This window comes from Pseudarthrobacter sp. NIBRBAC000502772, from assembly GCF_006517235.1.
Classification (GTDB): domain Bacteria; phylum Actinomycetota; class Actinomycetes; order Actinomycetales; family Micrococcaceae; genus Arthrobacter.
The window spans coordinates 758,695-783,895 of sequence record NZ_CP041188.1 but is presented as its reverse complement, the minus strand read 5'-3'; the positions used below and the strand labels follow the sequence as shown (position 1 = coordinate 783,895).

Below are 25,201 nucleotides of genomic sequence, written 5' to 3'. Positions count from 1 at the left end.
GAAAAACCGTGATTTCCACTATTAACCCGGTGACGGGTGAGCAAGTCCAGACATTCGAAGCCCATACTGCGCAGCAGGTGGATGCAGTCCTCGCGGCGGCTGTTGACGCGCAAAAGGCATGGCGGCTGGTGCCGGTCGAGGACCGCGTGCAGGTCCTGCGGAACACCGCAAAGGTGTTGCGTGAGGGTAAGCCCGACTATGCCCGGCTCATCACCTTGGAAATGGGCAAACCGATTACCGAGGCCGAAGCTGAGGTCGAGAAGTGCGCCACCACGGCCGAGTACTACGCCGACCATGCGCACCGTTTCCTAGCCCCGGAGGCCATCGAGTCCGGCGCCGCCGATAGCGGCGTGGTGTTTGACCCCCTCGGTGTGGTCCTCGCGATCATGCCATGGAACTACCCATTCTGGCAGTTCTTCCGCTTTGCCCTCCCCGCCCTGGCCGCGGGAAACGGCGCGATCCTCAAGCACGCCAACAATGTCCCCGGCTCTGCGCTGGCCGTTCAGGAAATCATGGACAAGGCAGGCTTGCCCGAGGGTCTCTGCGCCACTGTCCTGATCGAATCGGACCGGGTTGCCGGGCTGATCGCCGATGACCGGATCGCCGCCGTGACGCTGACCGGGTCTACCCAGGTCGGCCGCATTGTCGCAGCGCAGGCCGGTGCCGCACTGAAGAAGCAGGTTCTCGAACTCGGCGGCTCGGACCCGCTTATTGTCTTGGCCGACGCCGACATCAAGGAAGCCGCAAAGACCGCGGTCAAGGCCCGCTTTACCAACGCCGGCCAGTCCTGCGTGAACGCCAAACGCTTCATCGTCGACGAGAAGGTCGCCGATGAATTCGTCGCCGAGTTCGTCGCCCGGACCCGGGAACTCGTCGTCGGTGACCCGACGGACCGGGCCACCACCGTCGGCCCCATGGCGAGGGCAAACCTCCGCGCCGAACTCCATGACCAGGTCCTGCGAACGGTCGAAAACGGCGGCCAGATCATCCTCGGCGGCAACATCGTCGACGGACCCGGGTACTTCTACGAGCCCACCGTTATTGACCGCGTAAGTCCCGGCCAGGCAGCCTTCGACGAGGAAACTTTCGGACCCGTCGCGGCCATCATCCGCGTTTCCTCCACCGAGGAAGCCGTCGCGCTGGCCAACCAGACCGAATTCGGCCTCGGCGCAGCCCTCTGGACCCAGGACACGGAGGCCGCCAAAACTCTTGCCCGGAGGATCGACGCCGGCGCCGTGTTCGTAAACGGCATGGTCGCCTCCGACCCGCGCCTGCCGTTCGGCGGAATCAAGAACTCGGGCTACGGCCGCGAGCTCGGTTCCTATGGCATCCGGGAATTCACGAACATGAAGACCTTCTGGACCAGCCCCGCCACTCCAGACGCCAGCTAAGGACACCCACCCATGACACACATGTGCACCAGCACCAGTTCAGTGGACGCCGTCATCCTCCGCCCGGCCGAACTGCCCCGCAAGGACCGCGGTAACGGCGCCTCCACCGTCCCGCTCGTCGGATCCCACATGGGCTCCACGGCATTCCTGAACGGAATCACCACCTTCGCCCCCGGGGCAGAGATCGGCCGCCACTCCCACAACTGCGTCGAATCCGTCGCCGTCGTCGAAGGCACCGCCTACGTGGACATCGACGGTACCGAACACTACCTCAACACGTACGACACCACGTTTGTGCCGGCCAACATCATCCACCGCTTCCGCAACGCCTCGGACACCGAAGAGATGAAAATCTTCTGGACCTACGCCTCCATCGACGCGACCCGCACCATGGCCGGAGACACGGCGCGCACCCGCATCGACGAAGAACAAGCCAACCAACCCGCCCTGCAGCAAACCGGAACAGGAACCGCCCGATGATCCGCGAAATCGCAACCCTCACCATCACCCCCGGCTCCGAAACAGAGTTCGAAGCCGCCGTCGCCCAAGCGGCCCCGCTCTTCCAGAGGGCGCCCGGAGCCCTCAGTTTCATGGTCGAGCGCTCCATCGAAGACCCGGCCCAATACACCCTCACGGTCGGCTGGACAACCCTCGAGGACCACACCGTCGGGTTCCGCGGTTCGCAGGAATTCCAGCAATGGCGCGAACTCGTCGGACCATTCTTCGCGGCCCCACCCATGGTCAGACACCTCCAACACATCTATCAGGGCTTCTAACTGACAGGCTTGCGGCCAGAGGCAGCACGGCGACGACCCGGGCCTGCGGGCGGCTATGCTGAGGAAAAACCGGCCGCAGCACGGCACGGCACGGGCATGGCGGCAAGGACCAGCAGCACTGGTCGCGGAAGGACAACCGAATGGCGCGAGCGACAGTCCAGGACGTCGCCAAGACAGCAGGGGTGTCCGTAGGGACCGTGTCCCGCGTCTTGAACAAGAGTCCGGCCGTCAGCGAGTCGAGCAAGGAAAAGGTCACCGCGGCCATCCGGCAGCTCAATTACCGCCCCCTCGCCTCTGCCCGCGACCTGCGCCGGGACCGGACCATGCGCATTCTGGCCCTCGCCAAGAACCTGAACTCGCCCATCATCAGCGAAGCCTTCCGGGGTGTCGGCGACGCCGCGGCCTCGTCGGGCTATGTCAGCCTCATCGCCCCGACCGCCGGGGACCCGGAACGGGAACAGCAGCTGGTGGACATGCTCCGCAACGGATCCGTGGATGGGCTGATCATGTTTTCGCCGACGATGCCGGACGAAGATGTCGACGAAATGGCCGAGCAGCTAAGCGTTGTCCAGGTCTGCGAGATCGCCGACTCCGAGGCTGCGTTCGGCGTATCCATCGACGACCGGCAGGCCGCCTTCGACATCACCACGCACCTCATTGACACGGGCGGCCGCCGCTTGGCGATGATCGGCAACAGAGCCGCCCGCTCCGGCCGGCTGCGCGAGGAAGGCTTCCGCCAGGCGGCCGCCGAAGCGGGTATATCCCCGGACCAGACGCTGTTCGTGGAAGGTGAGTTCGACTTCCACACCGGGCGCCGCCTCACCCGGAAGCTGCTGAAGGCAGACCCCCTTCCCGACGCCGTGTTCTGCGGCAGCGATACCGTCGCCGCCGGATGCGTCCGTGAAATCACCGACGCCGGGCTCCGCGTGCCGGACGACATCGCCGTGGCAGGTTTTGATGACTCAGTGCAGGCGGAAATGTGCGTCCCGGAGCTGACCACGATCAGACAGCCGGCTTATGACATGGGCCGCCTGGCTTTCGAAGAGCTCCTGGCGAGGATGACGGTGCCGGGGGTCCACCGCCGCGGCCGGACTTTCCTCCCGCATGAGCTCGTAATTCGGGACTCGACGAAGAACTAAGCAGGGGTTGACAGCCTCACGTGGCGCCTGTCACACTTCTTTGGAATCGATTCCAAGCATTCCGGCGGGGCGCTTTGGCTCCAATTTGGAATCGATTCCAAAAGTAGAATTCCAAAAGAAGCCGGCCAGGCAAAGGAGCCACTCGTGGACTTGATTCGACCTTCTTCTCCGCTCCAGGAGGACACCACACCATCCCAGGCTGTGGCGCGCACCACCGCCCTGCACCGCAGTTCCCGGCGTCCGCGCACCGTTGCCGTCGCCGCTGCGGCCATGGCTGCGGGACTGCTGCTGAGCGGGTGCGGCGGCGGCGCCGCCACCCCCGGTGCGGAAAACGCGTCAGCTGCCGATCCGGCGTCGGCCGCTGGCGCCACCGGCAGCATCAACATCTGCGGCGGCAAGGACGCCTCGGGGATCTACAAAGGCACGGCGGAGGCCTTCACCACGGCGAACGGCAAGGTCACTGCCAAGTACACCGAAATCGGAGCAACTACAGACGAGGCCCGCACGCAGGCCGTGCAGCGGCTCGAAGGCAAGTCCACCGAATGCGATATCTTCCTCACGGACGTCATCTGGACGTCCGAGTTCGCCTCCCAGGGCTGGCTGCTGGACCAGACCAAGCTCGTCGAGGCCAACAAGGACCGGCTCATCCCCTCCACCGTGGAGACCGCCAAGTACGAGGACAAGTACTGGGCTTCCCCGTTCTTCACCAACGCGGGACTCGTGTACTACCAGAAGGACAAGGTGGCCAAGCCGGAGACCTGGCAGCAGCTCTACGCTGAGGCAGCCGCGGCCCCCGGCAACAGCTTCGTCTACCAGGGCAAGCAGTACGAGGGCCTCACGGTCAACTTCCTGGAGATGCTCTACAGCGCCGGCGGAGAGGTGCTGGACAGCAAAGGCGAGGTCAAGATCGATTCACCGGAGACCCGTGAGGTGCTCGACTTCATGAGCCAAGGCCTCAAGGACGGCTCCGCGGAACGTGCGGTGCTGACCTACAACGAGGACCCGGCCCGGCTGGCCTACGAGTCCGGCAACTACGGGTACCAGCGCAACTGGCCGCACGTATTCCGCCTGCTCAACGCCACCCCGCTGGCAGGCAGCTTCGGCGTGGCTCCGCTTCCGGCCTGGGAGGGCGGCAAGGCCTCGGGCGTCCTGGGCGGCTGGAACCTGGCCATCTCGGCCCACTCGACCAACCAGGCAGGGGCAGTGTCCTTCATCGACTTCGCCACCACCCCGGACTGGCAGAAGCACGTGGCCATGGACTTCTCGCAGGCCCCTGTCAATGAAGCCGCCTACTCCGACGCCGCTGTCCTGGCGAAGATGCCGTTCGCCACCGAACTGCTCGCCTCCGTCAAGGGCGCCAAGCCCCGCCCGATCTCCCCCGTCTACCCGCAGATCTCGCAGGCGATCTACAAAAACGTCTACGCAGTCCTCTCCGGCGCCGCCTCCACCGAGGACGCCGTGAAGAGCATGGCCGAGGAGATCAAGACCGCAAAGGCGAGCTTCTGATCATGGCACTCAAATCCCTATCCCCCGGCCGCGGGGTGAACAGTCACGGGTTGAACGGCCGCGAGGTGAAGAGCCGCGGCGGGAACGGCCGCGACCGGGCGGAGCGGCGCGTTGCGTTCCGGATGACCGCGCCGTCCCTGGTCCTCATGGCCCTGGTGGCGGCGGTCCCCATCGGCTACGCGCTCTGGCTGTCCCTGAACCAGTACAGCGTCCGCACCGCCGGGCTGTCCCGTTTCGTCGGCCTGGAAAACTACATCACGGCGCTCAGCGGGCCGCACTGGTGGGCCGCCTTCGGCCAGACGTTCCTCTTCGCGGGACTTTCGGTTTCCCTCGAGCTGGTGCTCGGCACTGCAATGGCACTGCTGCTCAACCTCGCCTTCAAGGGCCGCGCACTCCTGCGCACCGTGGTCCTGCTGCCCTACGCGGTGGTGACCGTGGTCAGCGCCATCACCTGGGAAACGATGTTTGCGCCCAACCTGGGACTCGTCACCAACGTCCTCTCGACGCTGGGCCTGCCCGGCGGCGACGTCGTCTGGCTCGGTGAGCACGGCTACGCGATGGCCGTGATTGTCCTGGCCGACGTCTGGAAGACGACGCCATTCGCGGCCCTCATCATCCTGGCCGGCCTGCAGGTCATTTCGGCCGAGACCTACGAGGCGGCGGAACTCGACGGTGCCAGCAAGTGGCAGGCCTTCGTCAACGTCACACTGCCGCTGTTGCGTCCCGCGATTGTACTCGCGGCGATTTTCCGCACCATGGATGCCCTGCGCGTCTTCGACCTGCCGTTTGTGCTCACCCGCGGCGCCAACGGCACCGAGTCCATGTCAATGCTGGCCTACACCCAGCTGCGCGAAAACCGCCTGGTGGGCGAAGGATCGGCGCTGTCCATCCTGACCTTCCTTACCGTCATGGCCGTTTCGGTGGTCTACATCCGCTTCGCCGGGGGCAACATCCGTGAAGTCGCCAAGGAGGAACAATGAGCACCCTGACTGCACAGCGCACGACGGCGGCACCCGCCGCCCGCGGTGGGGCACCGAAGCGCCGGTCACCCAGGCGCAGGCTCCGCGGCGAGGCGAAGCTGCACCCGGTCGTGTGGGTCTTCGTGTTCGCCGTTATGGGTTTCTCGCTCATACCGTTCTACTGGCTGGTCAACACGTCCCTCAAGCAGGGCGTGAGCCTGTCCAAGGGGGAGCTGTTCCCGAGCCAGCCCACGTTCGAGAACTACCTGGCGGTGTTCCAGAACCCCGAGTTCCTCCTTGCCCTGCGCAACTCGGTGATCATCGCCGTCGTCACCACCACAGTGGCGCTGGTGTTCGCTTCCTTCGCCGCCTACGCCCTGGCCAGGCTGAAGATGCGCCGCAAAGCCATGATCCTGACCCTCATCCTCTCGGTCACCACCTTCCCGGCCATCGCCATCGCGGCCCCGATGTTCTCGATCTGGCGCGAAATCGGCCTGTACGACACGCTCCTGGGCCTCATCATCCCGAAGCTGACGTTTGCGTTGCCGCTGGCAATCTACACGCTGACCTCCTTCTTCAAGGAGATTCCGCGTGAGCTCGAGGAATCGGCGTACATGGACGGGGCTACGCCGTTCATGGCCTTCCGCAAGGTCATCCTGCCCCTGGCGGTCCCGGGCCTTGCCACCACGGCGATCCTGGTGTTCATCTCCGTCTGGAACGAATTCCTGCTTGCCGTCACCCTGACCACATCGCCGGAGGCGCGTCCGGTCCCGGTGGCGATCGCGTTCTTCAGCGGAACCAGCGAGTTTGACCAGCCGCTGGGCACCATCAGTGCCGCGTCGGTGATCATCACGGTCCCGCTCGTCATCCTGGTACTCCTGTGCCAGAAGCGCATCGTGTCCGGCATGACCGCCGGCGCCGTCAAGGGCTAAAACCTCACCAATCAAGTTCCCAAACAACACAAGAAAAGGAAATATCCGTGAGCAACGAGCAGTCCCCGGGACAGCAGGCCGCTTCCCTGAAGGAACCACAAGCCGGAGAACTGAGGGTGGGCGTCGTCGGCATTGGCTGGGCGGGACAGCAGCACCTCAAGGCCTACGATTCCCTGGAAGGCGTCCGCATCGTGTCGCTGGCAGGGATGGAACAGGAGCTCCGCGAATCCCTGCAGGCCGAATACTCGATCCCGAACGCCTTCGCCGGCTGGGAAGAGATGCTGGAGCACGGCGGCCTGGACGCTATCAGCGTGGCAGTGCCGACCTTCCTGCACGCACCCATCGCCATCGCCGCCCTCGAGCGCGGCCTGCACGTGCTGAGCGAGAAGCCGATCGCACGCACCGCCGTCGAAGGCCAGGCCATGGTGGACGCCGCCCGGGGGGCAGGACGCGTCCTGGACGTCGCCTTCAACCACCGCCGCCGTGGTGATATCCAGGCGCTCAAGGAAGTGATCGACGGCGGCGGCCTGGGACGCCCGTACTACGCCAAGGCATCCTGGCTGCGCCGCTCCGGCATCCCGATGCTGGGGAGCTGGTTTACCAACCCCGAACTCGCAGGCGGCGGGCCGCTGGCCGACATCGGCGTCCACGCCCTCGATTACGCCCTGCACCTGCTCGGCGAACCGAAAGTGGTGGCAGTGTCCGCCACCACCCATTCAGAGCTGGGCCCCCGCGGCCGGGGCGGCAACAACCGCTATACCGCCATGGCTGCCAGCAACGCGTTCGAGGTGGAAGACTTCGCGTCCGCGTTCCTGCGGCTGGAAGGCGGCGCGACGCTGCTGATAGAGGCCGGCTGGGCCAGCTACCGGGAGACGGACGACGTGCTGGACTTCATGGTCTACGGGACCGACGGCGGAGCCGAGCTGAAGGTCCAAGGCACCCCGCTGGCACCTGTCGGTAAGCTGAGGGTCTTCACGGAAAAGGACGGCGAAAACGCCGACTACGTGCCGCAGGCCCTGCCAGGCAAGGCGCATCAGGCCGTGGTGGACGACTTCGTGGCGGCGGTGCGCGGCGGTGCGGACGGCTGGGGCCGGCACGACGGATCCCAGGCGCTCTACCGGGCCCAAATCATCGACGCCTGCTACCAGTCGGCGCAGGAGCAAAGGGAGGTTCGTCTCTAATGAACAACAAGCTGAGAATCCGGGTCTGGAACGAGGGCGTCCACGAGGCCCTCAACGAGCCGTCCCACATCGGGGAAATCTACCCCGACGGCATCCACGGTGCCATCGCGGCCGGGCTGCGCTCCTACTACCCGGACGCCGAGATCACGACGGCGGTCCTGGCAACCGACGATGAGCACGGCCTCGACGAGGACATCCTCGCCGACACCGACGTCCTGCTGTGGTGGGGCCACATGGCTCACGCCGAGGTGAGCGAGGCCGTCGTCGAACGCGTCCACCGGCACGTCCTGGGCGGAATGGGGCTCATCGTGCTCCATTCGGGGCACTTCGCGAAGGTTTTCACGCGGCTGCTGGGCACCAGCTGCTCCCTGGCGTGGCGGAACGACGGCGAACGCGAGCTGGTATGGACCGTCAAGCCGTCGCATCCCATCGCCGAGGGCGTGGACAGCCCCATCGTCATCCCCGAGCAGGAGATGTACGGCGAGCTGTTCGACATCCCGGACCCCGACGACCTGATCTTCATCAGCTCGTTCGCCGGCGGCGAGGTGTTCCGGTCCGGGGTCACGTTCACCCGCGGCAAGGGCCGGATTTTCTACTTCAGCCCCGGCGACCAGGAATACCCGGTCTACCACCACCCGCAGATCCAGCGGGTCCTCGCGAACGGCGTGCGCTGGGCGGCCCAGCCTGAGCTGCACCGATCCGTGCCGGCCGTGAGCAACCCTGGCCGGGGCTGGTTCGAGGAGGCGTAGCTGTTAGCAGGGCCCCACGAGTTTTTGTCCAGGTAATGCGCTCCGGGGAGCGTTCAGGCGACATTATCTGGACAAAAACTCCAAGACGGCGGAGAGGCCGACGGCGGTTCCGTCCGCGAACTCGAACCGTCCGCCGCCACCAGGACCGCCTTGGGCGGGGACAAACCGGACGCCGGCAGCGGCTTCAGCACCTCCCGCACCGGCGAGGACGACGACGGCGGCATAGTCGCCGTCGTCGGCCGCGCCCGGCGTGCCGATCCACGGAATAGTGAGCCGCTCCCCCACCGGGTGCGGGGCTTCCCGCTGCCAGGTTCCGGCGTCGTCCAGGGGTGAGCCCCAGCCGGCAAGGGGACGGATTTCGCTCTCCGTCGGGGACTCCGCATCCACGGGCCAGCCGCCGATCCGCAGCCTCGCGGGCGTGCCGGGGGATGTGCCCTGAACGCGGACCAGCCGCACCTCCACCGCGCCGCGCGTCAGCGAAACCACTGTGATTTCCGGCCCGGGCGTCGCGGTTCCACTGGCCCCGCTGCCATGGTCCGGACCGCCGTCGGGATCCACCGCGATCCAGTTGGCCGTGGCCCGGGAGGCGCCGGCAAGGATGCCATCCAGATCTTTCTGGCCGAGGAACTCGAAGCCCGTGCGGTGAGTGAGGCGGCCCTCTGCGTCCACCAGCACAACGGCATTGTCCAGGGACTCCGGCTCAAGGTCCGGAAAAGTGTGCGTGGAGTATCCCAGCCGGGCGTAGAGCGGGGAATCGGCGACCACCACTCCAGCATTGGCGTGGTCGGTGCCGTGGTTCCGGATCCGGACAACGCCGTCGGCCGCTGTTCCGTCCACCTGCCAGCCGGGCGCCGCGATGAGCCGCCGGGTGTCCCCGGCCTCCACGGGCAGGGGCTCCTCGACGGCGGTCCACACCCGGTGGTCCGCCGGGAGCGCCAGTCCCAGGAAGCCCTTCGCGGCCCAGTACGGTGACCCTGCGCCCGAATAGGACTGCCTCATGCCGGCGAATTCGCCGTGCCAGCCGATCGAAAGCAGCCCGTCATTGGTGATGGAGCCGCGGCGGGCGAAGTAGTCCAGCATGCCGGAGGCCGCGCGCCGGCTCAGCCCCGGAGACAGCCGGGTGTGGCCGGCAAGTTCGCCGGCCCAGAACGGGGCGGCCGCGGCGAAGCGGTAGATGAGGCTGCGGCCCTGGATGAGCGGAGCCCCGTTGGCTCCCACGAGGTGGGAGGCGTCGTCGAGGTAGTCGGCGAGCCGGTCGCCGTCGAGCTTCTTGCGGGCCTGCACGCGCGGATCACCAGGCGCCATCAGCGCCCAAAGCTGGGGGTAAACCTGGAAGGCCCAGCCCACGTAGTGGTCGTAGGCCCGCTCTGGACCGTCGGCAAACCAGCCATGGCCGCGGTAGAGCGAATCGTGGATGGCCAGGCCGGCGTCGATGTCCGCGTCCGACGAACGCCCGCCGACGCTTGCAAGGAAGGTTTCCACCACAATCTGGAACCAGACCCAGTTGATGGGTGGATAGTCCTCGCCGATCACCGTTTCGAACCAGGCAACCAGCTGTTCCTGGACCCGCTGCGGGAACTTGTCCCACAGCACATCGCGGGTCAGGGCCAGCCCAACTGCCAACGAAGCGGCCTCCACCTTGGCCTGGCCCAGCTCCCCCGGGGTCGGCCACCGGTCGGGATTCGCCGGGTCCGTGCCGGCGTCGAGGCCCCGTGCGTACCATTCCGCGATCCAGCCGGTGCCGCCTGGGTCGCCGGCGATCCGGAAGGAGGCCAGCAGGAATGTCCGGGCGAACGCCTCCAGCGCATCGCTTCGCGGGCCGTAGGCGCTGTTGGCTCCGGGCAGATGGATGTTGGCGTGGTCCGCGGTGCCGTAGCGGTGGGCGGAGCGCAGCAAATGATCGGCGTAAGCACACCAGTGCGCGCGGGTCAGGCCTGTGTAGGGCGAGAGGTCGCGGTCCAGCTCCGGCAGGGTCAGGACAAGGGGCGTCATGGTGGATGGCATGGGATCCTCGGGGTTGGACGGCTGGCGTTCAGAGTTGCTGGTCGGCGGTGAGCCAGGTGACGGCACGCAGCAGGATTTCGCGGTGCTCGGGTGACTGGTAGGAGGCGGCGTCATGGCCCAGTGCATCGTAGAACGTCCGCCCAGGCCGCCGGTCCAGGGACCACATGATGGGGTGTTCGAGGTCTTCGTGGGTGTGCGTCGCATGGATGGTGATGCCCGGCGCCGTGGCCAGGTAGCTGTAACGCTCGTCCGGCAGCTCGAAGTCTGCGATGCCCTCAACCACGGGGCCGGATTCCCGGCGAACGTGGATCCCGGCCGGTCCGTACGCCGGATGCATGGACGTTCCGCGGATCCAGCGGCCGCCCAGCGCGGCTTCCCATTCGGGGGAATCGAGGAAGCTCGTGGAGCTGACATGGCTCACCAGCAGGGGCCGTCCCTCCTCCAGCCAGCGCCGCAGTCCGGCCACGGCTTCCGGCGTCCCGGGTGAGGGCAGGTCATCCCGGGGCAGGCCCACATTGACTACCAGCAGGTCGGGGAGGCCAGCGCCGGAAACTCCCGTGGCACCCGGGGTGACCAGGCCGGCTAAGGCGGCATCGACGTCGTCAGCGGTCTCGACGCCGAACCCCGCCTCCCGGAGGAGGGCCGCCAAGGCGGCGGACGTCTCGGCGAACGGGTGCCACGGGTCTGCGTACCGCCCGGAGCCGGTCAGGAGCAGCGCCCGAGGCTCCGTCAGCCTGCCCGCCGTCACAGGGATTCCTGCAGCAGGCCGGCGGAGGGCAAGCGCGGCCCGCCGATCGATGACTCGCGGAGGATCAGCTCCGGGTTCAGTTCGATCCGGTGCACCGGCCGCATCCGCCCCTCGGCGAGGCGGGCGGCCATCAGCTGGACGGCCACCTTCCCCACATACTGCTTGGGTGGCCGGACGGCCGAAATGGCGGGCTCGGCAAGGTAGGCCACTTCGTCGTCGTAGCCCACGATCGCCATGTCCCCCGGCACCTGGATCCCCCGGTCCACACAGTGCTGCACAAAGGCCACCGCCTGCGTGTCCGAATGGACCAGCATGGCCGTGGTCCCCGTTTTCCTGCACAGCTCCAGGACATGGTCAAAGTGCGCGGCGCGGTCGCCGTTGGGCAGTTTGGCCGAATCCTCGTGGACGGAGCCTGCCACCGGGATCTTCAGGGCCGCCAGGGCTTGGCGCCACCCCCGCACCACGTGCGGGCTGGTGGGGCTTGAGGAATCGGCCAGGCAGCCAATCTGCCGATGGCCCTCCTGCCACAGGTGCCGGACAGCCATGCCGGCGCCGAACGCGTGGTCCGTGGCCACCCATTCGAGGCGGTGTGCGGGGGTTTCCCCCGGCGAGCGCCGTTCGGCGAGCACCACCGGAATAGGCAACGCGTTCAGCCAGCGGAGTAGCTCCTGCCCCACCTCACCGGTCAGGTCCGGGGCAACGATCAGCCCGTCGATGTTTTGCGTATCGAGCAGCGCCTGGACCTGCCGGCGGTTGTCGGCGGCATCGTAGGCAGAGCCGCGGACCAGGATCCGCAGGTTCTGCTCCTCCGCCTCCGCCCGGGCGCCGCTGATTACCTGGGGCCAGTAGTAGTCCAGCGAGGGAACCACCATCCCGATGGAGTAGCTGTGCTGCGGCGGACGGCCCGAGGTGGCCGACCGGTCCAGCTTGCTGGGCAGCGTGGCGCCGCCGTGGACGCGCGAGACCAGGCCCTCGTCGGCGAGGATGTTCACGTCCCGCCGGATGGTGAGCTCGCTGACGCCCAGTTTCACGGCGATGCCACGGACCGTGATGGCGCCGTGGGCACGCAGTTCCTCCATCAGCCGCTCGCGGCGCTGGAGAGCGAACAGGGATTTCCCTGCCACCTCGGAAGGTTGGTCGGGGCTCATGATGTTGCCTCCACTGTCAGGGTAAATGCGCCGGCGGCGCTGAATTCTGCGGGCAGGCGGAAGCGCAGCCGGGTCAGCCGCGCGCCCCACACGCCGGACAGCAAGGGGTCATCCAGTGGCCACTCATCCACGAGTACGACGGCGGCGGCCGGCTCCCAGCGCAGCACCGCTCCCCGGGCGTCCCCGGCCGACGATTCGTCGGCTGTCGGAATTCCGGTGGGCAGGATGATGGCGGAGCCGTCCCGGCCCAGGCGGATGGTGCCTGCCGCGAGGTAGGTGATGTCGACGTCGGACGTTAATCTTTTCGGCTCTGCGGTCTCCGGCGGGACGGCATGGTCAGGCGGGACGGCGCTGTCCAGCGAGGCTGCGTTGGCCGGGGAGATCGGAAGGTCCCAGCGGTCGGCGACGACCACCCGCCGGGCTTCCCGGTCCAGCGAGGACGTTCTGACCCATTGCTCCGGGTGCAGGCCATAGGCCGCTCCGAGTGCCAGCCGGAGTGTGGCGTTCTCAGCGGTGGGTGCATGCCACACGGCCGCGGCGAAGGCCTTCCCCGTGCCCTGCTCCAGTCCGAACGGTGCCGGAACACTGTGCCAGGCACTCTGCATGGCACGGATGTCGTACCGGTCCGGGCCGAAGGTCTTGGCCGTGTAAGTGGGCTGGCCGGCGTCCACCAGCAGCGGAACGCCGTCAACCGCGACCACCACGGAGCCGACGTCGCGGTGGTTATGGTGCTCGCCGTTGTGCCCGCCCTTGGCCGCCAGCACCAGGCCTTGCGGGGTGCCCGCAGTCTCGCGGGCCACCATGATCTGCACCGACGGGAGATAGGTGAACGGAACCAGCGGCGGGGACTGGATCCCGGCGGTTCCGACATCCAGTCGGGGCGGGTCAAGTCGGGGCGGGTCAAGTCGGGGCGGGTCCAGTCGGGGCGGGTCCAAGAGAGAGTGCAGGACCCGGCCCAGTCCCGCCGTCGCCTCCGGCTGGCCGGAAACGAACGAGGCAGCGTGCCGTGCGGCGTCCCGGTCGCCCAAGCGCACGGCCCAGCGGTGCAGCATGTCCCACGGCAACCCGGTGGCCGCCCGGGCCGGGCCGTCCGCTACGTTGAGAAACCAAGTTCCGCCCAGGTGCATGCGGTGCGGAAAGGCGACGAGCTGGCGGATCACCGGAAGGTCGACGTCGAGCGCCCCGCCGGTGGCTTCCTCCAGCAGCGCGAGGCCCTCCAGCGCCCGCCCGGCCCCGTTCCACCAATAGGCGAAGCCCTCGTCGATGGCCCCGTCAGCGGGGAGGGAGGCCAGGAAGCGGTCCAGGCCCTCGATGCACCGGGCAACCGTGGCTGCCTGCCGTTGAGGGTCATCCACCAGGAAAAGGGCCGCGGCAATCAGGTTGGTGTGGATCCAGGGGTTCCAGTTGTGGACATCACCGTCGAGCCCCAGCCAGTGCCAGTCCAGGCGTTCAAGGAAGGGGGTGATGGCGCGTTCGTGCGTTTCCTGACGGATCCTGCGGCGAAGGCCGGGTGCCCGGATGTCCAGAGCATCCCCCAGGACGTAGTCGGTCCACGCGAGCTGCGCGGCAACCTCGCCGGCCCCAAGATCCAGGTAAGGCTGGGACTTGTCCGGCACCACCTCGCCGCTGCGCGTGAACACGTCATCATGCGCGGCCCAGCTCCAGGAACTCTGTTCGCAGAGCAGGTGGACGCCGTCGATCACCTCGTCGAGCCAGTCTTCGCCGGGTCCGGCCCCGGCGTCGGATCCTATCCTGACGTCGGATCCGGCACTCAGCGCCATCACCACCGCCCGGGTCAGACGCTGTTGGCGTGCCGCCACCAGCCCTTCGTAGGCCGTGCGATTGCCATCCCGAAAGTACCGCGCATAGTGCGAGACCAGGGGCTGCGGCCAGGCGGTGCCTCGTTCCGTCATCGCCTGTGCTGCCAGACCGGCAAGCGCGGTGCCACCGACGCTGAGCCACGCCGCGTCACCCTTCGGCCGGACCCGGAGTCCGGAACGGCCTTGCCCGTTCGGACGCCCGTTCGGACGGCAGGCCCCGCCTGGAATGGTGGCCCCGCCTGTGGCGAGCAGACCCTCGAGGCCGGCGCTCGAAGCGCCGATTCCCCAGGCGTCTGTGAGGGGCCCACCACCCAGGACACGGGCAGAGGCGCTGACGGGCAGCGGATTCATTAAGACTCTTCTCAATTGTTCGAGTGTGATCGTTTCGGATCGAGACTGAACGGAGTGATTGAACTGTGGTGTTTATGAGTATGTACTGAGTTCCGGATGTGACGCAAGACATGAAATCGCACCTCGGGGCACCGCCCCCGGGGCACTGACAACAACCTGAAAGGAGGACCCCTGAATGTCGCCCAAGCCCAATGCGCTGTTGGTTATGAATAGCGGAACTTTTGCAGACCAGTTTGATTCCACGCGTTTGCAGCGGCTGGCGGGACTCGTTGACCTGGGCGAACAGCCTTGGACCGCTTCACTGGATTCCCCGGAGCTGGCCGAGCGTTTGGCGAACGTGGAAATCCTGCTCACCAGCTGGGGGGTTCCGCTGCTCGCTCCCGAGCTGCTGGACCGGATGCCCAGCCTGCGGGCAGTTTTCCACTGCGCCGGGACTGTGCGCAGCTTCGCCACTGACGAGCTGTGGGAGCGGGGCATCCTGGTCACCAACGGCGCAGACGCGAACGCCATTCCCGTCGCAGAGTTCACGTTCGCCTCCATCGTTCTGGCCGGGAAAAAGGCCCACGTCCTGGCCAACGACGCCCGCGCCCACCGGGACGACTGGAGCTACACCACCCAACGTGGCGAGCTCGGCAACATCGGGCGGGTCATCGGCGTGATCGGCTTCTCCCGGATCGGACGGCGAGTGGTCCAACTGGTCCAGCAACTGCAGGACGTTACCGTCCTCGTGAGCGATCCGCACGCGGACCCGTTCGCCGTCAAAGCAGCGGGCGGCCGGCTTGTTCCGCTCGAGGAACTCCTGCCGGCGTCGGACATTGTGAGCGTCCACGCGCCGGCACTGCCCGAAACCCGGCACATGATCGGGGCTCCGGAGCTTCGGGCCATGAAGGACCATGCAACTCTGATCAATACAGCCCGCGGATCCCTGGTGGACACGAAAGCACTTGAAGCTGAGTGCGCCACCGGCCGGATCCACGCCCTCCTGGATGTCACCGAACCCGAGCCGCTGCCCGCGGACTCCGTGCTCTACGACCTCCCCAACGTGATCATCACCCCGCACATCGCCGGTTCCCTGGGAACGGAAACCCGGAGGATGTCGGACGCGGCCCTGGATGACCTGGAACGGTACCTGACCGGACAGGAACTCCTCGCCCAGGTGGTCCACGACGACCTCTCCCTCAGCGCCTGACCCACACCACGCGCCGCAGCTGCGGCGGACACACCCTCACCTAAGGAGAACGCAATGAAGCGCACAACCCTCGCCGCGATCGCATTGGCCGTAACGGCCGGGCTCGGCCTGACCGGTTGCGGCGGCGCCGCCGGACCGGCGGAACCCCAGGGCCAGGCCGGCAAGACGCGCCTGACTGTTTCCGTCTGGAACTACGAAGGGACCCCGGAATTCAAGGCGCTCTTCGACGCCTATGAAACAGCCAACCCCACGGTGGACATCGAGCCCGTGGACATCCTGGCCGATGACTACCCCCAGAAGGTCACCACCATGCTGGCCGGCGGCGACACCACCGACGTCCTGACCATGAAGAACGTCATCGACTACTCCCGGTACGCCAGCAACGGCCAACTCCAGGAGATCAACAGCGTGGTGGACGCACTGGACAGGGACAACCTCGCCGGCTTGGACGCATTCGACGTCGACGGCAAGTACTACGCCGCCCCGTACCGCCAGGACTTCTGGCTGCTCTACTACAACAAGGACCTCTTCAAGGCCGCAGGCGTGGAAGACCCCGCCAACCTCACCTGGGATGAGTACGCCGCCCTGGCCCAGAAGCTGACCACAAAGGCCGCCGATGGCAAGACCTCCTACGGCACCTACCACCACATCTGGCGTTCCGTGATCCAGGCCATCTCTGCTGCCCAGAACGACGGCGACCAGATCGGCGGCGACTACGGCTTCTTCGAAGACCAGTACAACACCGCGCTGGACCTGCAGAAGAGCGGCGCCACCCTGGACTTCGGCACGGCGAAGAGCCAGAAGACCAGCTACCGCACCATGTTCGAAACCGGCCAGGCTGCCATGATGCCGATGGGTACCTGGTACATCGCCGGGGTCCTGCAGGCCAAGAAGGACGGCAAGACCAACGTCAACTGGGGCCTGGCTCCCATGCCGCAGAAGACCTCCGGCGGCAAGGTCACCACGTTCGGCTCACCCACGGCCTTCGCCGTCAACAAAAACGCCTCGCACTCTGATGAAGCCAAGAAGTTCATCGAGTGGGCCGCCGGCGAAGAGGGCGCCAAGGCCATCTCCAAGATCGGCGTCGTCCCTGCCCTGAAGAACGATGCCGTCACGGACGCCTACTTCAAGCTGGAGGGCCTGCCCACAGACGAACTGTCCAAGAAGGCGTTCACCCCTGACGAGGTTGCCCTCGAAATGCCTGTGAGCGACAAGTCCGCAGCCACCGACAAGATCCTCAACCAGGAGCACGACCTGATCATGGTGGGCGAACGCTCCGTGGCTGACGGCATCGCAGAAATGGGCAAGCGCGTCAAGAGCGAAGTCCTGGGCCAGTGACTACGGAAACACTCCAGCCGGAAACAGCCAAGGGGGCCCCGGCCGTCCACAGCCGGGGCAACCGGAAGCAGGCGCGGCGCAATACGCTGATCGGCTGGACGTTCATCCTGCCGAACTTCCTGGGCTTTCTGGCTTTCACCCTCATCCCCGTGCTGGCGGCGTTTGCCCTGTCCTTTATGGAGTGGACCTCATTCAGCGCACCGCGCTGGGTTGGCCTGGCAAACTTCCAGCGCATGGTGCAGAGCGATACGTTCTGGGTGGCCCTGCGCAACACGGTGGTCTACGCCCTGGGACACGTCCCGCTGACCATGGCCCTGGCCCTGGTTTTGGCTCTGCTCCTGAACCGGAAACTCAAGGGCATCGGCTTCTTCCGCGTGGCCATCTTCTTTCCCTACATCACCTCGCTGGTGGCTGTGGCCGTCGTCTGGAACATGCTCTTCAGCCCGGACAACGGACCGATCAACCAGCTCCTGCATGCTGTTGGAATTGCCGAGGCACCAGGCTGGACCTCCAGTTCGGACTGGGCCATGCCCGCCGTGATCATCACCAGCGTCTGGCGGGATATGGGCTACTACATGATCCTGTATTTGGCCGGGCTTCAGGCCATCCCCACCGAACTCTACGAAGCGGCAGAGGTGGACGGCGCCAGTCCCTGGCAGCGGTTCTGGAACGTCACCCTGCCGTCGCTGCGCCCCACCACGTTCTTTGTGGTGGTCATGCTGACCGTGTCCAGCTTTAAGGTCTTTGACCTGATTGTGGTGATGACCAACGGCGGCCCCGGGCGCGCCACCACGGTGCTGTCTCAGCTCATCTACCAGGAGGGCATCGGCGAAGGGAAGTTCGGTTACTCCTCGGCCATCTCGCTGGTGCTGTTCGTGATCGTCCTGACGGTCACCGTCCTGCAATTCAAGCTCCAACAGCGGAGGGAACGCTGATGACCAACCTGGCCGAAGACCTCAAAGCCGAGGCACCGTTCCGGGCGGGGGCCGCCCTCGCAGCGCGGCAGGAATCCCGCGGACGCTCGCCCCGCGAGCGCAAGGCGCGGGCCACCGACGCCGTCATCTACGCCGTGCTGGCGGTCCTGGTGGTGGCGCTCCTGGTCCCGTTCATCTGGATGCTCTCCTCCTCCCTAAAGGAGAACAACCAGGTCCTCACCGTCCCCATCCAGTGGATCCCCGCGGAGTTCGTCTGGAGCAACTACACGGACATCTGGACCCGCATCCCCATGATGGGCTACCTGCAGAACTCGCTGTACCTCGCGGTGATCATCACCTGCCTGCAGGTCCTTACCGGCTCGCTCGCGGCCTACGGCTTCGCGAAGGTCCGCTTCCCGGGCAGGGACGTGCTGTTCCTGGCCTACATCGGCACCATCGCGGTGCCGTGGCAGGCCTACATGGTGCCGCAGTACATCATGATGCAGCAGTTGGGGCTCACCAACAGCTTCAACGCCCTCATCCTGCTGCAGGCGTTCGGAGCGTTCGGCGTGTTCCTGATGCGCCAGTACTACATGACCATCCCCGATGAACTCTGCGAGGCCGCCCGCATCGACGGCCTCAGCGAGTACGGCATCTGGGCCCGGGTGATCCTGCCCTTGTCCAAGCCCGCCCTCGCCAGCCTGGCCCTGCTCACGTTCGTGAACACCTGGAACGACTACATGGGGCCGTTCATCTACCTGACCAGCAACCGGCTGTGGACGGTCCAGCTCGGCCTGCGCTCCTTCGTGGGCCAGTTCGACGCCGAATACGCCATGATCATGACCGGGTCCGTCATCTCGGTGATCCCGATCCTGATCATCTTCCTGATTGGCCAGCGCTACTTCATCCAGGGCATCGCGACGAGCGGCATGAAGGGATGACTGTCGTGCGTGAGCGCATTGCACTTCAGCAGCGGCATAAGAGGGCAGGTCGCTTTTCGGGACCGGGTTTCGAGGCGTTCAGCAGCATCTTCGGGTTTGTGTACACGTTCCTGGCCGGCAATGTGATGCTGGCGCTGGCTAATGCCCCGCTGGTGCTTTGCCTGGCGTTGGTGGCTGACCCCATGGCCGCCTGGCCGTTCTTCCTGGCGCTTTCGGTGACGGTTCCGCCGTCGCTCGCCGGCCTGTTCGCCGCCTTCCAGGCACTGAACGACGACGGCGGCGCGGTTAAGCCGTTCGCTTCCTTCCTCCGCGGCTATGGGCGCAGTTTCCGGCGCACCGCGCCGCTGGGGCTGGCAGCCGTCGTACTGCTGCTGTTCCTCGGTGTGGACCTCGTGGCGGTCCAGTCGATGCCGGCAGCCGCGCTGCTGGTCCCCGTCATTGTGGTGGCCGCGGCAGCAACGGTGAGCGTGGCTGTGCTGGTGATTGCCGGCGTCGTACTTCTCCCGGATGCCCGTCTCAAGGGCCTGGTCAAGGCGTCCCTGTACCTGTGCGTCCAGCGCTGGTACCTGAGCCTGGCCCTGCTGGTTCTGCTGGGCATCATCGCCTCGGCCGCGCTGCTCCAGCCGGTGCTTGGCGTGGCCCTGGCGCCGGCGCCCCTGCTGTTTGTGGTCTGGAGCAACGCCGCCTTCGCCTTCCATGCCGCCCTCCGACCAGCTCAGACGACCCCTTAGGACCTTCTTTGGATACCTTTGCCATCGGCGATCGCCACTTCCTGCTGAACGGCGAGCCCTTCCGCATCCTTTCCGGCGCCATCCACTACTTCAGGGTCCACCCGGACCTGTGGGAGGACCGGATCCGCAAGGCGCGGCTCATGGGGTTGAACACCATTGAGACCTACGTGCCGTGGAACGAGCACTCCCCCGCGCCGGGGACGTTCCTGGTGGAGGAACAGTTGGATTTGGGCCGCTTCCTGGATTTGGTGGCGGCGGAGGGCATGCGGGCCATCGTCCGGCCGGGACCGTACATCTGCGCCGAATGGGACAACGGCGGGCTCCCGGCGTGGCTGTTCAGCGACCCCACGGTGGGTGTACGAAGCAGCGAACCGGGCTACCTTGCCGCCGTCGGCTCGTACTTCGACGCCCTGCTGCCACTCGTGGTGGAACGGCAGGTGACGCGCGGCGGGCCGGTCATCCTGCTGCAGATTGAAAACGAATATGGCGCCTACGGCAGCGACAAGGCGTACCTGCAGCACCTCGTGGACCTGGTGAAACGCCACGGCGTGGACATCCCGCTGTTCACCTGCGACCAGCCGTTCGGCACCATGATCGAGGACGGGTCGCTGCCCGAGCTGCACAAAACCGGGACGTTCGGTTCACGTTCCCTTGAGCGCCTTGCGTTCCTGCGCGAGCGGCAGCCCACCGGGCCGCTGATGTGTGCCGAGTTCTGGAACGGCTGGTTCGACAACTGGGGCACCCACCACCACACCACCGACGCCGCTGCTTCCGCCGCCGAGCTCGATTCGCTGCTGTCCGCGGGGGCGTCAGTGAACATCTACATGTTCCACGGGGGCACCAACTTCGGATTCACCAACGGGGCCAACGACAAAGGCATCTACGAACCGACCATCACGTCGTACGACTACGACGCGCCGCTCAGCGAGGACGGACACCCGACCGCCAAGTACTTCGCGTTCAGGGACGTCATCGCCAGGCATTTCCCAGTGCCCGCCGAGGTCCCGGCTGCACGGCCGCTGCAGCCGGAGTCAGTCGTCACCGTGCGCTCGACGCTCCCGTTGCTCAGCGTCTTGGATGGTTTCGGTTCTGCCCCGGAGGTGGCAGGGCCGGTGCCGACCTCCGAAGTCACCGGGCAGTACCGCGGCTTCTGCCTCTACGAGTGCACCCTGGACCGCGGCGGCGTCCTGGCCTTCAGTGAGGTCCGCGACCGGGCGCAGTTCTTCCTCGACGGGCTCCCGCTCGGCACGCTCAGCCGCGAACTGGGCGAGCGTGCCATCGTGATCCCCAGCGGCGGAATGCTGCAGGTCCTGGTGGAAGACCAGGGCCGGGTGAATTACGGGCCGCGGATCGGCGAGTCCAAAGGGCTGATCGGACCGGCCGCGCTGGACGGCGATGAGCTCATCGGATGGCAAATCCGGGCCTTGGACCTGGAGTATCTGGACTTCGACGGCGCAGGTCCGTTCACGGCGTTGGCCGCGGAACTGGACGGATCCGGAGGAGTTGCCGGTCCGTCCCTGTCCTTCGCGACGTTCGAGGCGGACGGCCCCGAAGACCGGTACCTGCGCCTGGACAGCTGGACGAAAGGCAACGCCTACGTCAACGGCTTCAATCTGGGCCGCTACTGGAGCCGCGGACCGCAGCGCACGCTCTACGTGCCCGGGCCGCTCATCCGGAAAGGCCGCAACGTCCTGGCCATCCTGGAACTCCAAGGCAGCGCCACCTGCGACGTCCGCTTTGTGTCCGGGCCGGACCTCGGACCGGACGAGAAGTAGCCCCACCCGGGGAAGTCCGCAGTCGAGGAGTTAGCCCTACGGCAGGAGGCTGCGCAGCACGTGGGCGGCGCCGTCGTCGAACACGGAATGCGTGACCTCATCCGCGGCGGCGATGACTTCCTCCGGGGCCTGGCCCATGGCGACGCCACGTCCGGCCCAGCCCAGCATTTCGATGTCGTTGCGGCCGTCGCCGATGGCCACGGTGCTGTGGGGTTCAGTCCCCAACTGGCCACGGAGCCGTTCCAGCGCGCTGGCCTTCGTCACACCGGCGGCGGCAATGTCCAGCCACGCCGTCCAGCCGACCGAGTAGGTGACGCCGGCCAGTCCGATCTCCTGGATGGTTGCGGTGAACTCTTCCGGGGTGTTTTCGGTGCTGAACACCACCAGGCGGACGGCCGTGGCTTCGAGCAGAGTCTGGAAGTCGACGCCGATGGCCTCGACGCCGAAGCTGGCGTCCTGGAATCGTTCCGTGGACAGGAAATTGCCGTCCTCGTCCTCCAGCGCATACTTCGCAGTGGGCAGCTTCTGCCGCAATGCCCGGAGCGCCGGGGCCGGATCGAAGGTGGCCTTGTGGATGATTTCGTAGCCGTCGGTCAGGTCCGGATCCAGCCGGAGGGTCACGCCGCCGTTGCAGCAGACGGCGTAGCCGCGGTCGATGCCGATCTGCTCGATGATGGGCAGCGTGGCGTTCAGGGAACGGCCGGTGGCGATCAGGACGTCGTGCCCTGCGGCCACCACGGCCTGGGCGGCCTCGCGGACGGGCACTGACATGTGGCCGTCGTGGTCCACCAGGGTTCCGTCCACGTCCAGGGCAACCATGAACTTGGTGGTGCTGTTTTCGCTTGCGATCCGCTGGTCATCGATGCCAGCGACTGTGGTTTCAGTCAATGTAGTCATACATCCAGTAGACCAGAGACCCCCTAAAACCGGCTAGGACGCAGGCCACAGCGCGCATGAACACCCGGTTAATACTCACAGGGTTATCCCCGGTGTGAGTGTTAACCTTCGGGACGCTGTCCGCCTCCCGGCCGGCCGTAGATTCCCCGCCGGATGGTCAATTCCCCGCGGCATGCCACGGGGAAAAGTCCACATTGAGGGGACTTGCCGGGACTTATCCACATCCGGGCGCGCGGGTCTGGCTGGTTAGGAATGAACCGACCAGCATTGGACCATGGAATCCGCCCCTCCTGCCCTTATCCTCGCCAGCCGCAGGCGCGCCCTCACCGGAAGCAGCCGTGGCTTGAGCCGCGCCTACGGCAGGGGCGAGCTCGTCCGTGTCCGAACGGGCATCTACTACAGCAAGCCCGCATGGCTCGCACTCAAAGCTTGGGAACGCTATGCAGCCACGGTTGCAGCGGTGGCGGCTAGTGATCCGGCAGTAGGTTTCTGCTACCTGACCGCCCTGCGTGTCTGGCGATTGCCCAGCCCACGGGTTCCGGACTACATCCACATCCTCACGCCATCACCCCACAAGGCGGGCAAACTCCCGTCGACTACCCGGGCCGCAAGGGATCCGAAGACGGGCCGCACCGAGTTGGAGGACGTGCGGGGCTATGGAATCTCACGGCATCATTGGCAATCGGACGTCGTCGGCACCCGTGGGTTCGGTGTGACGCCACTGGTTCAGACGGTCATGGATTGTGTTGGCCGGCTGGAACTTCCTGAGTCCGTGGCCATCATGGACGCTGCGCTGGGGAACCGGCGCAAAGAAGGCGAAGGCCTCACACGAGTCGATGTGCAGCATGCGGCGGCCGGTCTCGCTTCAGCTGCTAAACGCCGTCGGATCCTGGAGGTACTCGAACTGGCTGACGCGGCTTCGGAATCCGCCGGGGAGTCCCGGAGCAGGGCACTCATCCACGTTTTGGGGCTTCCGGCTCCGGTCCTGCAGCGTTCCTTCTATGACCATGAAGGTTTCATTGCGCGGACAGACTTTTTCTGGCCGGATTACGGCGTCATTGGGGAGTTCGACGGCGACGCCAAGTATCTCGACGACGACCTCCTGGACGGCCGCAGCACACGGGAAACCGTCCTGGCTGAGAAGAAGCGTGAAGACCGGCTCCGAGCGCTTGGCTACAAGGTTGTCCGCTGGGACTGGAAAGCCGTAACCGACCCGGAGTTATTGCGGCGGAAACTTGAACGTGCCGGAATCACTACGCAAGAATCCCCGCCGCGTGGCCTAATCCCCGTCGAGTTACCGGGGGAATGGACCACGTGACGGGGATTTCTCCTCGGATCAGCGAAGCCTAGAGGACGGGGAAGACTTCCATGCCGCCGAGGTACTTCTGCAGTGCGGCCGGGACGTTGACCGAGCCGTCGGCGTTCTGGTGGTGCTCCAGGATGGCCACGATCCAGCGGGTGGTGGCCAGCGTGCCGTTGAGGGTGGCTACGGCACGGGTGCCCTTGGCAACGCCTTCGTCGTTGACCACACGCTCGCGGATGTTCAGGCGGCGTGCCTGGAAAGTCGTGCAGTTCGAGGTGGAGGTCAGCTCACGGTAGGCGCCCTGCGTCGGAATCCAGGCTTCGCAGTCGAACTTGCGGGCCGCGGACATGCCGAGGTCGCCGGCGGCGGTGTCAATGACGCGGTACGGGAGCTCGCACTTGGCCAGCATCTCCTCTTCCCAGGCCAGGAGCCGTTCGTGTTCGGCTGCGGCCTTCTCCACCGTGGTGTAAATGAACATCTCCACCTTGTTGAACTGGTGGACACGGATGATGCCACGGGTGTCCTTGCCGTGCGAGCCGGCCTCACGCCGGTAGCAGGAACTCTGGCCGGCAAACCGGATGGGCCCGGCCGTCAGGTCCAGGATCTCGTCCGCGTGGTAGCCGGCCAAGGCAACCTCGGAGGTGCCCACCAGGTAAAGGTCGTCCTCGGCGAGACGGTAGATCTCGGCGTCGTGCTTTACATCAAAGCCGGTGCCCTGCATGGTTTCGGGGCGCACCAAGGTTGGGGTGATCATGGGAACGAAGCCGGCCTCGATGGCCTGGTCCATGGCCATCTGCAGCAACGCCATCTCCAGGCGTGCACCCACTCCGCGCAGGAAGTAGAAGCGTGACCCCGAAACTTTCGCGCCGCGCTCCATGTCGATGGCGCCGATCAGCTCACCGATTTCCAGGTGGTCCTTCGGCTCGAAATCGGGGAACTCGCGGGGCGTTCCAACGGTTTTGACCACGATGTAGTCGTCCTCGCCGCCCTCGGGGACGCCGCCCTCAATAAGGTTCGGGATACTGCGCAGCAGTTCGTCCTGCTTGGCCTGGGCAGCGTCTGCTTCGGCCGATGCGGCCTTCACAGTGTTGGCCAGTTCCTTGACCTCGGCGAGCAGGGCTTTCTTCTCATCGCCCTTGGCCTGCGCCACCTTCTTGCCGAAGACGTTCTGCTCGGCGCGGAGGTTTTCAAACCGGATCATGGCGGCACGCCTGGCGGAGTCTGCGGCCATGATCGCGTCCACCACTGATTCGTCGGCGCCGCGGGCGCGCTGGCTGGCACGGAACTTGTCCGGGTTTTCGCTGAGGTCTTTTACGTCGATCACCAGACAAGAGTATCGAATCCGGCGGAACCAACACTGCCCGGCCGGACGGGGGGAATCGCGGCGCCGCGGCCGGGATACTGTTGAA

22 protein-coding genes are annotated in these 25,201 nt (G+C 66.2%); 16 read left to right on the top strand and 6 right to left on the bottom strand.

What is annotated here, in order from left to right:
* Window positions 1-8: 8 nt before the first annotated feature.
* The 9 genes from NIBR502772_RS03635 (at window position 9) to NIBR502772_RS03595 (ending at window position 8,633) form a co-directional block, all read left to right on the top strand.
* Entirely contained in the window at window positions 9-1,391 is a 1,383-nt protein-coding gene (locus tag NIBR502772_RS03635) for an NAD-dependent succinate-semialdehyde dehydrogenase (RefSeq protein WP_141139121.1), read from the top strand.
* 12 nt (window positions 1,392-1,403) lie between these two features.
* Entirely contained in the window at window positions 1,404-1,871 is a 468-nt protein-coding gene (locus NIBR502772_RS03630) for a cupin domain-containing protein (RefSeq protein WP_141139120.1), read from the top strand.
* Window positions 1,868-2,167, top strand: a complete 300-nt coding sequence (locus NIBR502772_RS03625; protein ID WP_141139119.1) for an antibiotic biosynthesis monooxygenase — start codon at window positions 1,868-1,870, stop codon at window positions 2,165-2,167. The genes NIBR502772_RS03630 and NIBR502772_RS03625 overlap by 4 nt, the downstream gene beginning before the upstream one ends.
* A gap of 140 nt (window positions 2,168-2,307) precedes the next feature.
* Window positions 2,308-3,306, top strand: a complete 999-nt coding sequence (locus tag NIBR502772_RS03620; RefSeq protein WP_141139118.1) for a LacI family DNA-binding transcriptional regulator — start codon at window positions 2,308-2,310, stop codon at window positions 3,304-3,306.
* A 144-nt stretch (window positions 3,307-3,450) separates the two neighbouring features.
* A complete protein-coding gene (locus tag NIBR502772_RS03615) occupies window positions 3,451-4,812 on the top strand; it encodes an ABC transporter substrate-binding protein (RefSeq protein WP_246848682.1) in 1,362 nt (453 codons plus the stop codon).
* A gap of 2 nt (window positions 4,813-4,814) precedes the next feature.
* A complete protein-coding gene (locus NIBR502772_RS03610; RefSeq protein ID WP_210412384.1) occupies window positions 4,815-5,792 on the top strand; it encodes a carbohydrate ABC transporter permease in 978 nt (325 codons plus the stop codon).
* Window positions 5,789-6,703 (top strand): carbohydrate ABC transporter permease, encoded by a 915-nt coding sequence (locus NIBR502772_RS03605; RefSeq protein ID WP_141139117.1) that lies wholly within the window; start codon window positions 5,789-5,791, stop codon window positions 6,701-6,703. Before NIBR502772_RS03610 ends, NIBR502772_RS03605 begins: the two co-directional genes overlap by 4 nt.
* Window positions 6,704-6,789: 86 nt before the next feature.
* On the top strand, window positions 6,790-7,884 hold the full coding sequence (locus tag NIBR502772_RS03600; RefSeq protein WP_168223601.1) for a Gfo/Idh/MocA family protein: 1,095 nt from the start codon (window positions 6,790-6,792) through the stop codon (window positions 7,882-7,884).
* On the top strand, window positions 7,884-8,633 hold the full coding sequence (locus NIBR502772_RS03595) for a ThuA domain-containing protein (RefSeq protein WP_141139115.1): 750 nt from the start codon (window positions 7,884-7,886) through the stop codon (window positions 8,631-8,633). Before NIBR502772_RS03600 ends, NIBR502772_RS03595 begins: the two co-directional genes overlap by 1 nt.
* Window positions 8,634-8,696: 63 nt before the next feature.
* Here NIBR502772_RS03595 and NIBR502772_RS03590 read toward each other — a convergent pair whose 3' ends face one another.
* Genes NIBR502772_RS03590 through NIBR502772_RS03575 form a run of 4 tightly spaced genes read right to left on the bottom strand, consistent with a single transcriptional unit; the run spans window position 8,697 to window position 14,704 of the window.
* Window positions 8,697-10,637, bottom strand: coding sequence for a DUF2264 domain-containing protein (locus tag NIBR502772_RS03590; RefSeq protein ID WP_246848681.1), 1,941 nt, complete (start codon window positions 10,635-10,637; stop codon window positions 8,697-8,699).
* Window positions 10,638-10,665: 28 nt separating this feature from the next.
* A complete protein-coding gene (locus tag NIBR502772_RS03585; RefSeq protein ID WP_246848680.1) occupies window positions 10,666-11,385 on the bottom strand; it encodes a ThuA domain-containing protein in 720 nt (239 codons plus the stop codon).
* Window positions 11,382-12,533 (bottom strand): substrate-binding domain-containing protein, encoded by a 1,152-nt coding sequence (locus tag NIBR502772_RS03580; RefSeq protein WP_141139114.1) that lies wholly within the window; start codon window positions 12,531-12,533, stop codon window positions 11,382-11,384. The genes NIBR502772_RS03585 and NIBR502772_RS03580 overlap by 4 nt, the downstream gene beginning before the upstream one ends.
* Entirely contained in the window at window positions 12,530-14,704 is a 2,175-nt protein-coding gene (locus tag NIBR502772_RS03575; RefSeq protein ID WP_246848679.1) for a heparinase II/III family protein, read from the bottom strand. The genes NIBR502772_RS03580 and NIBR502772_RS03575 overlap by 4 nt, the downstream gene beginning before the upstream one ends.
* Before the next feature lie 175 nt (window positions 14,705-14,879).
* Between NIBR502772_RS03575 and NIBR502772_RS03570 the strand changes: the two genes are divergently transcribed.
* The 6 genes from NIBR502772_RS03570 to NIBR502772_RS03545 are packed head-to-tail and all read left to right on the top strand — an operon-like array spanning window position 14,880 to window position 21,592.
* Window positions 14,880-15,893 carry a hydroxyacid dehydrogenase gene (locus NIBR502772_RS03570; protein WP_141139113.1) on the top strand — a complete coding sequence of 338 codons (1,014 nt, stop codon included), beginning with the start codon at window positions 14,880-14,882 and terminating at the stop codon, window positions 15,891-15,893.
* 54 nt (window positions 15,894-15,947) lie between these two features.
* Entirely contained in the window at window positions 15,948-17,231 is a 1,284-nt protein-coding gene (locus NIBR502772_RS03565) for an ABC transporter substrate-binding protein (protein ID WP_141139112.1), read from the top strand.
* Entirely contained in the window at window positions 17,228-18,166 is a 939-nt protein-coding gene (locus NIBR502772_RS03560; protein WP_141139111.1) for a carbohydrate ABC transporter permease, read from the top strand. The genes NIBR502772_RS03565 and NIBR502772_RS03560 overlap by 4 nt, the downstream gene beginning before the upstream one ends.
* Window positions 18,166-19,086, top strand: a complete 921-nt coding sequence (locus NIBR502772_RS03555; RefSeq protein WP_141139110.1) for a carbohydrate ABC transporter permease — start codon at window positions 18,166-18,168, stop codon at window positions 19,084-19,086. Before NIBR502772_RS03560 ends, NIBR502772_RS03555 begins: the two co-directional genes overlap by 1 nt.
* Before the next feature lie 5 nt (window positions 19,087-19,091).
* Window positions 19,092-19,817, top strand: a complete 726-nt coding sequence (locus NIBR502772_RS03550; protein WP_246848678.1) for a hypothetical protein — start codon at window positions 19,092-19,094, stop codon at window positions 19,815-19,817.
* An 8-nt stretch (window positions 19,818-19,825) separates the two neighbouring features.
* Window positions 19,826-21,592, top strand: coding sequence for a beta-galactosidase family protein (locus tag NIBR502772_RS03545; RefSeq protein WP_141139108.1), 1,767 nt, complete (start codon window positions 19,826-19,828; stop codon window positions 21,590-21,592).
* 36 nt (window positions 21,593-21,628) lie between these two features.
* Here the strand turns inward: NIBR502772_RS03545 and NIBR502772_RS03540 are convergent, their stop codons facing one another.
* Window positions 21,629-22,489 (bottom strand): HAD family hydrolase, encoded by an 861-nt coding sequence (locus tag NIBR502772_RS03540; protein ID WP_141139107.1) that lies wholly within the window; start codon window positions 22,487-22,489, stop codon window positions 21,629-21,631.
* A 274-nt stretch (window positions 22,490-22,763) separates the two neighbouring features.
* Between NIBR502772_RS03540 and NIBR502772_RS03535 the strand changes: the two genes are divergently transcribed.
* A complete protein-coding gene (locus tag NIBR502772_RS03535) occupies window positions 22,764-23,807 on the top strand; it encodes a hypothetical protein (protein ID WP_141139106.1) in 1,044 nt (347 codons plus the stop codon).
* A 28-nt stretch (window positions 23,808-23,835) separates the two neighbouring features.
* On the opposite strand, the gene serS is transcribed toward NIBR502772_RS03535, so the two are convergent.
* The gene (gene serS / locus NIBR502772_RS03530) at window positions 23,836-25,116 is read right to left on the bottom strand and encodes a serine--tRNA ligase (RefSeq protein WP_141139105.1); all 1,281 of its coding nucleotides are present in this window, start codon (window positions 25,114-25,116) and stop codon (window positions 23,836-23,838) included.
* Window positions 25,117-25,201: the final 85 nt, after the last annotated feature.

Bases quoted from the DNA above. Each gene is read 5' to 3' on its own strand.
- NIBR502772_RS03580 (WP_141139114.1), bottom strand. From the start codon at position 12,533: ATGAGCCCCGACCAACCTTCCGAGGTGGCAGGGAAATCCCTGTTCGCT.
- NIBR502772_RS03590 (WP_246848681.1), bottom strand. From the start codon at position 10,637: ATGCCATCCACCATGACGCCCCTTGTCCTGACCCTGCCGGAGCTGGAC.
- NIBR502772_RS03620 (WP_141139118.1), top strand. From the start codon at position 2,308: ATGGCGCGAGCGACAGTCCAGGACGTCGCCAAGACAGCAGGGGTGTCC.
- NIBR502772_RS03555 (WP_141139110.1), top strand. From the start codon at position 18,166: ATGACCAACCTGGCCGAAGACCTCAAAGCCGAGGCACCGTTCCGGGCG.
- NIBR502772_RS03595 (WP_141139115.1), top strand. From the start codon at position 7,884: ATGAACAACAAGCTGAGAATCCGGGTCTGGAACGAGGGCGTCCACGAG.
- NIBR502772_RS03605 (WP_141139117.1), top strand. From the start codon at position 5,789: ATGAGCACCCTGACTGCACAGCGCACGACGGCGGCACCCGCCGCCCGC.
- NIBR502772_RS03570 (WP_141139113.1), top strand. From the start codon at position 14,880: ATGTCGCCCAAGCCCAATGCGCTGTTGGTTATGAATAGCGGAACTTTT.
- NIBR502772_RS03535 (WP_141139106.1), top strand. From the start codon at position 22,764: ATGGAATCCGCCCCTCCTGCCCTTATCCTCGCCAGCCGCAGGCGCGCC.
- NIBR502772_RS03630 (WP_141139120.1), top strand. From the start codon at position 1,404: ATGACACACATGTGCACCAGCACCAGTTCAGTGGACGCCGTCATCCTC.
- NIBR502772_RS03565 (WP_141139112.1), top strand. From the start codon at position 15,948: ATGAAGCGCACAACCCTCGCCGCGATCGCATTGGCCGTAACGGCCGGG.
- NIBR502772_RS03625 (WP_141139119.1), top strand. From the start codon at position 1,868: ATGATCCGCGAAATCGCAACCCTCACCATCACCCCCGGCTCCGAAACA.
- NIBR502772_RS03575 (WP_246848679.1), bottom strand. From the start codon at position 14,704: ATGAATCCGCTGCCCGTCAGCGCCTCTGCCCGTGTCCTGGGTGGTGGG.
- NIBR502772_RS03610 (WP_210412384.1), top strand. From the start codon at position 4,815: ATGGCACTCAAATCCCTATCCCCCGGCCGCGGGGTGAACAGTCACGGG.
- NIBR502772_RS03540 (WP_141139107.1), bottom strand. From the start codon at position 22,489: ATGACTACATTGACTGAAACCACAGTCGCTGGCATCGATGACCAGCGG.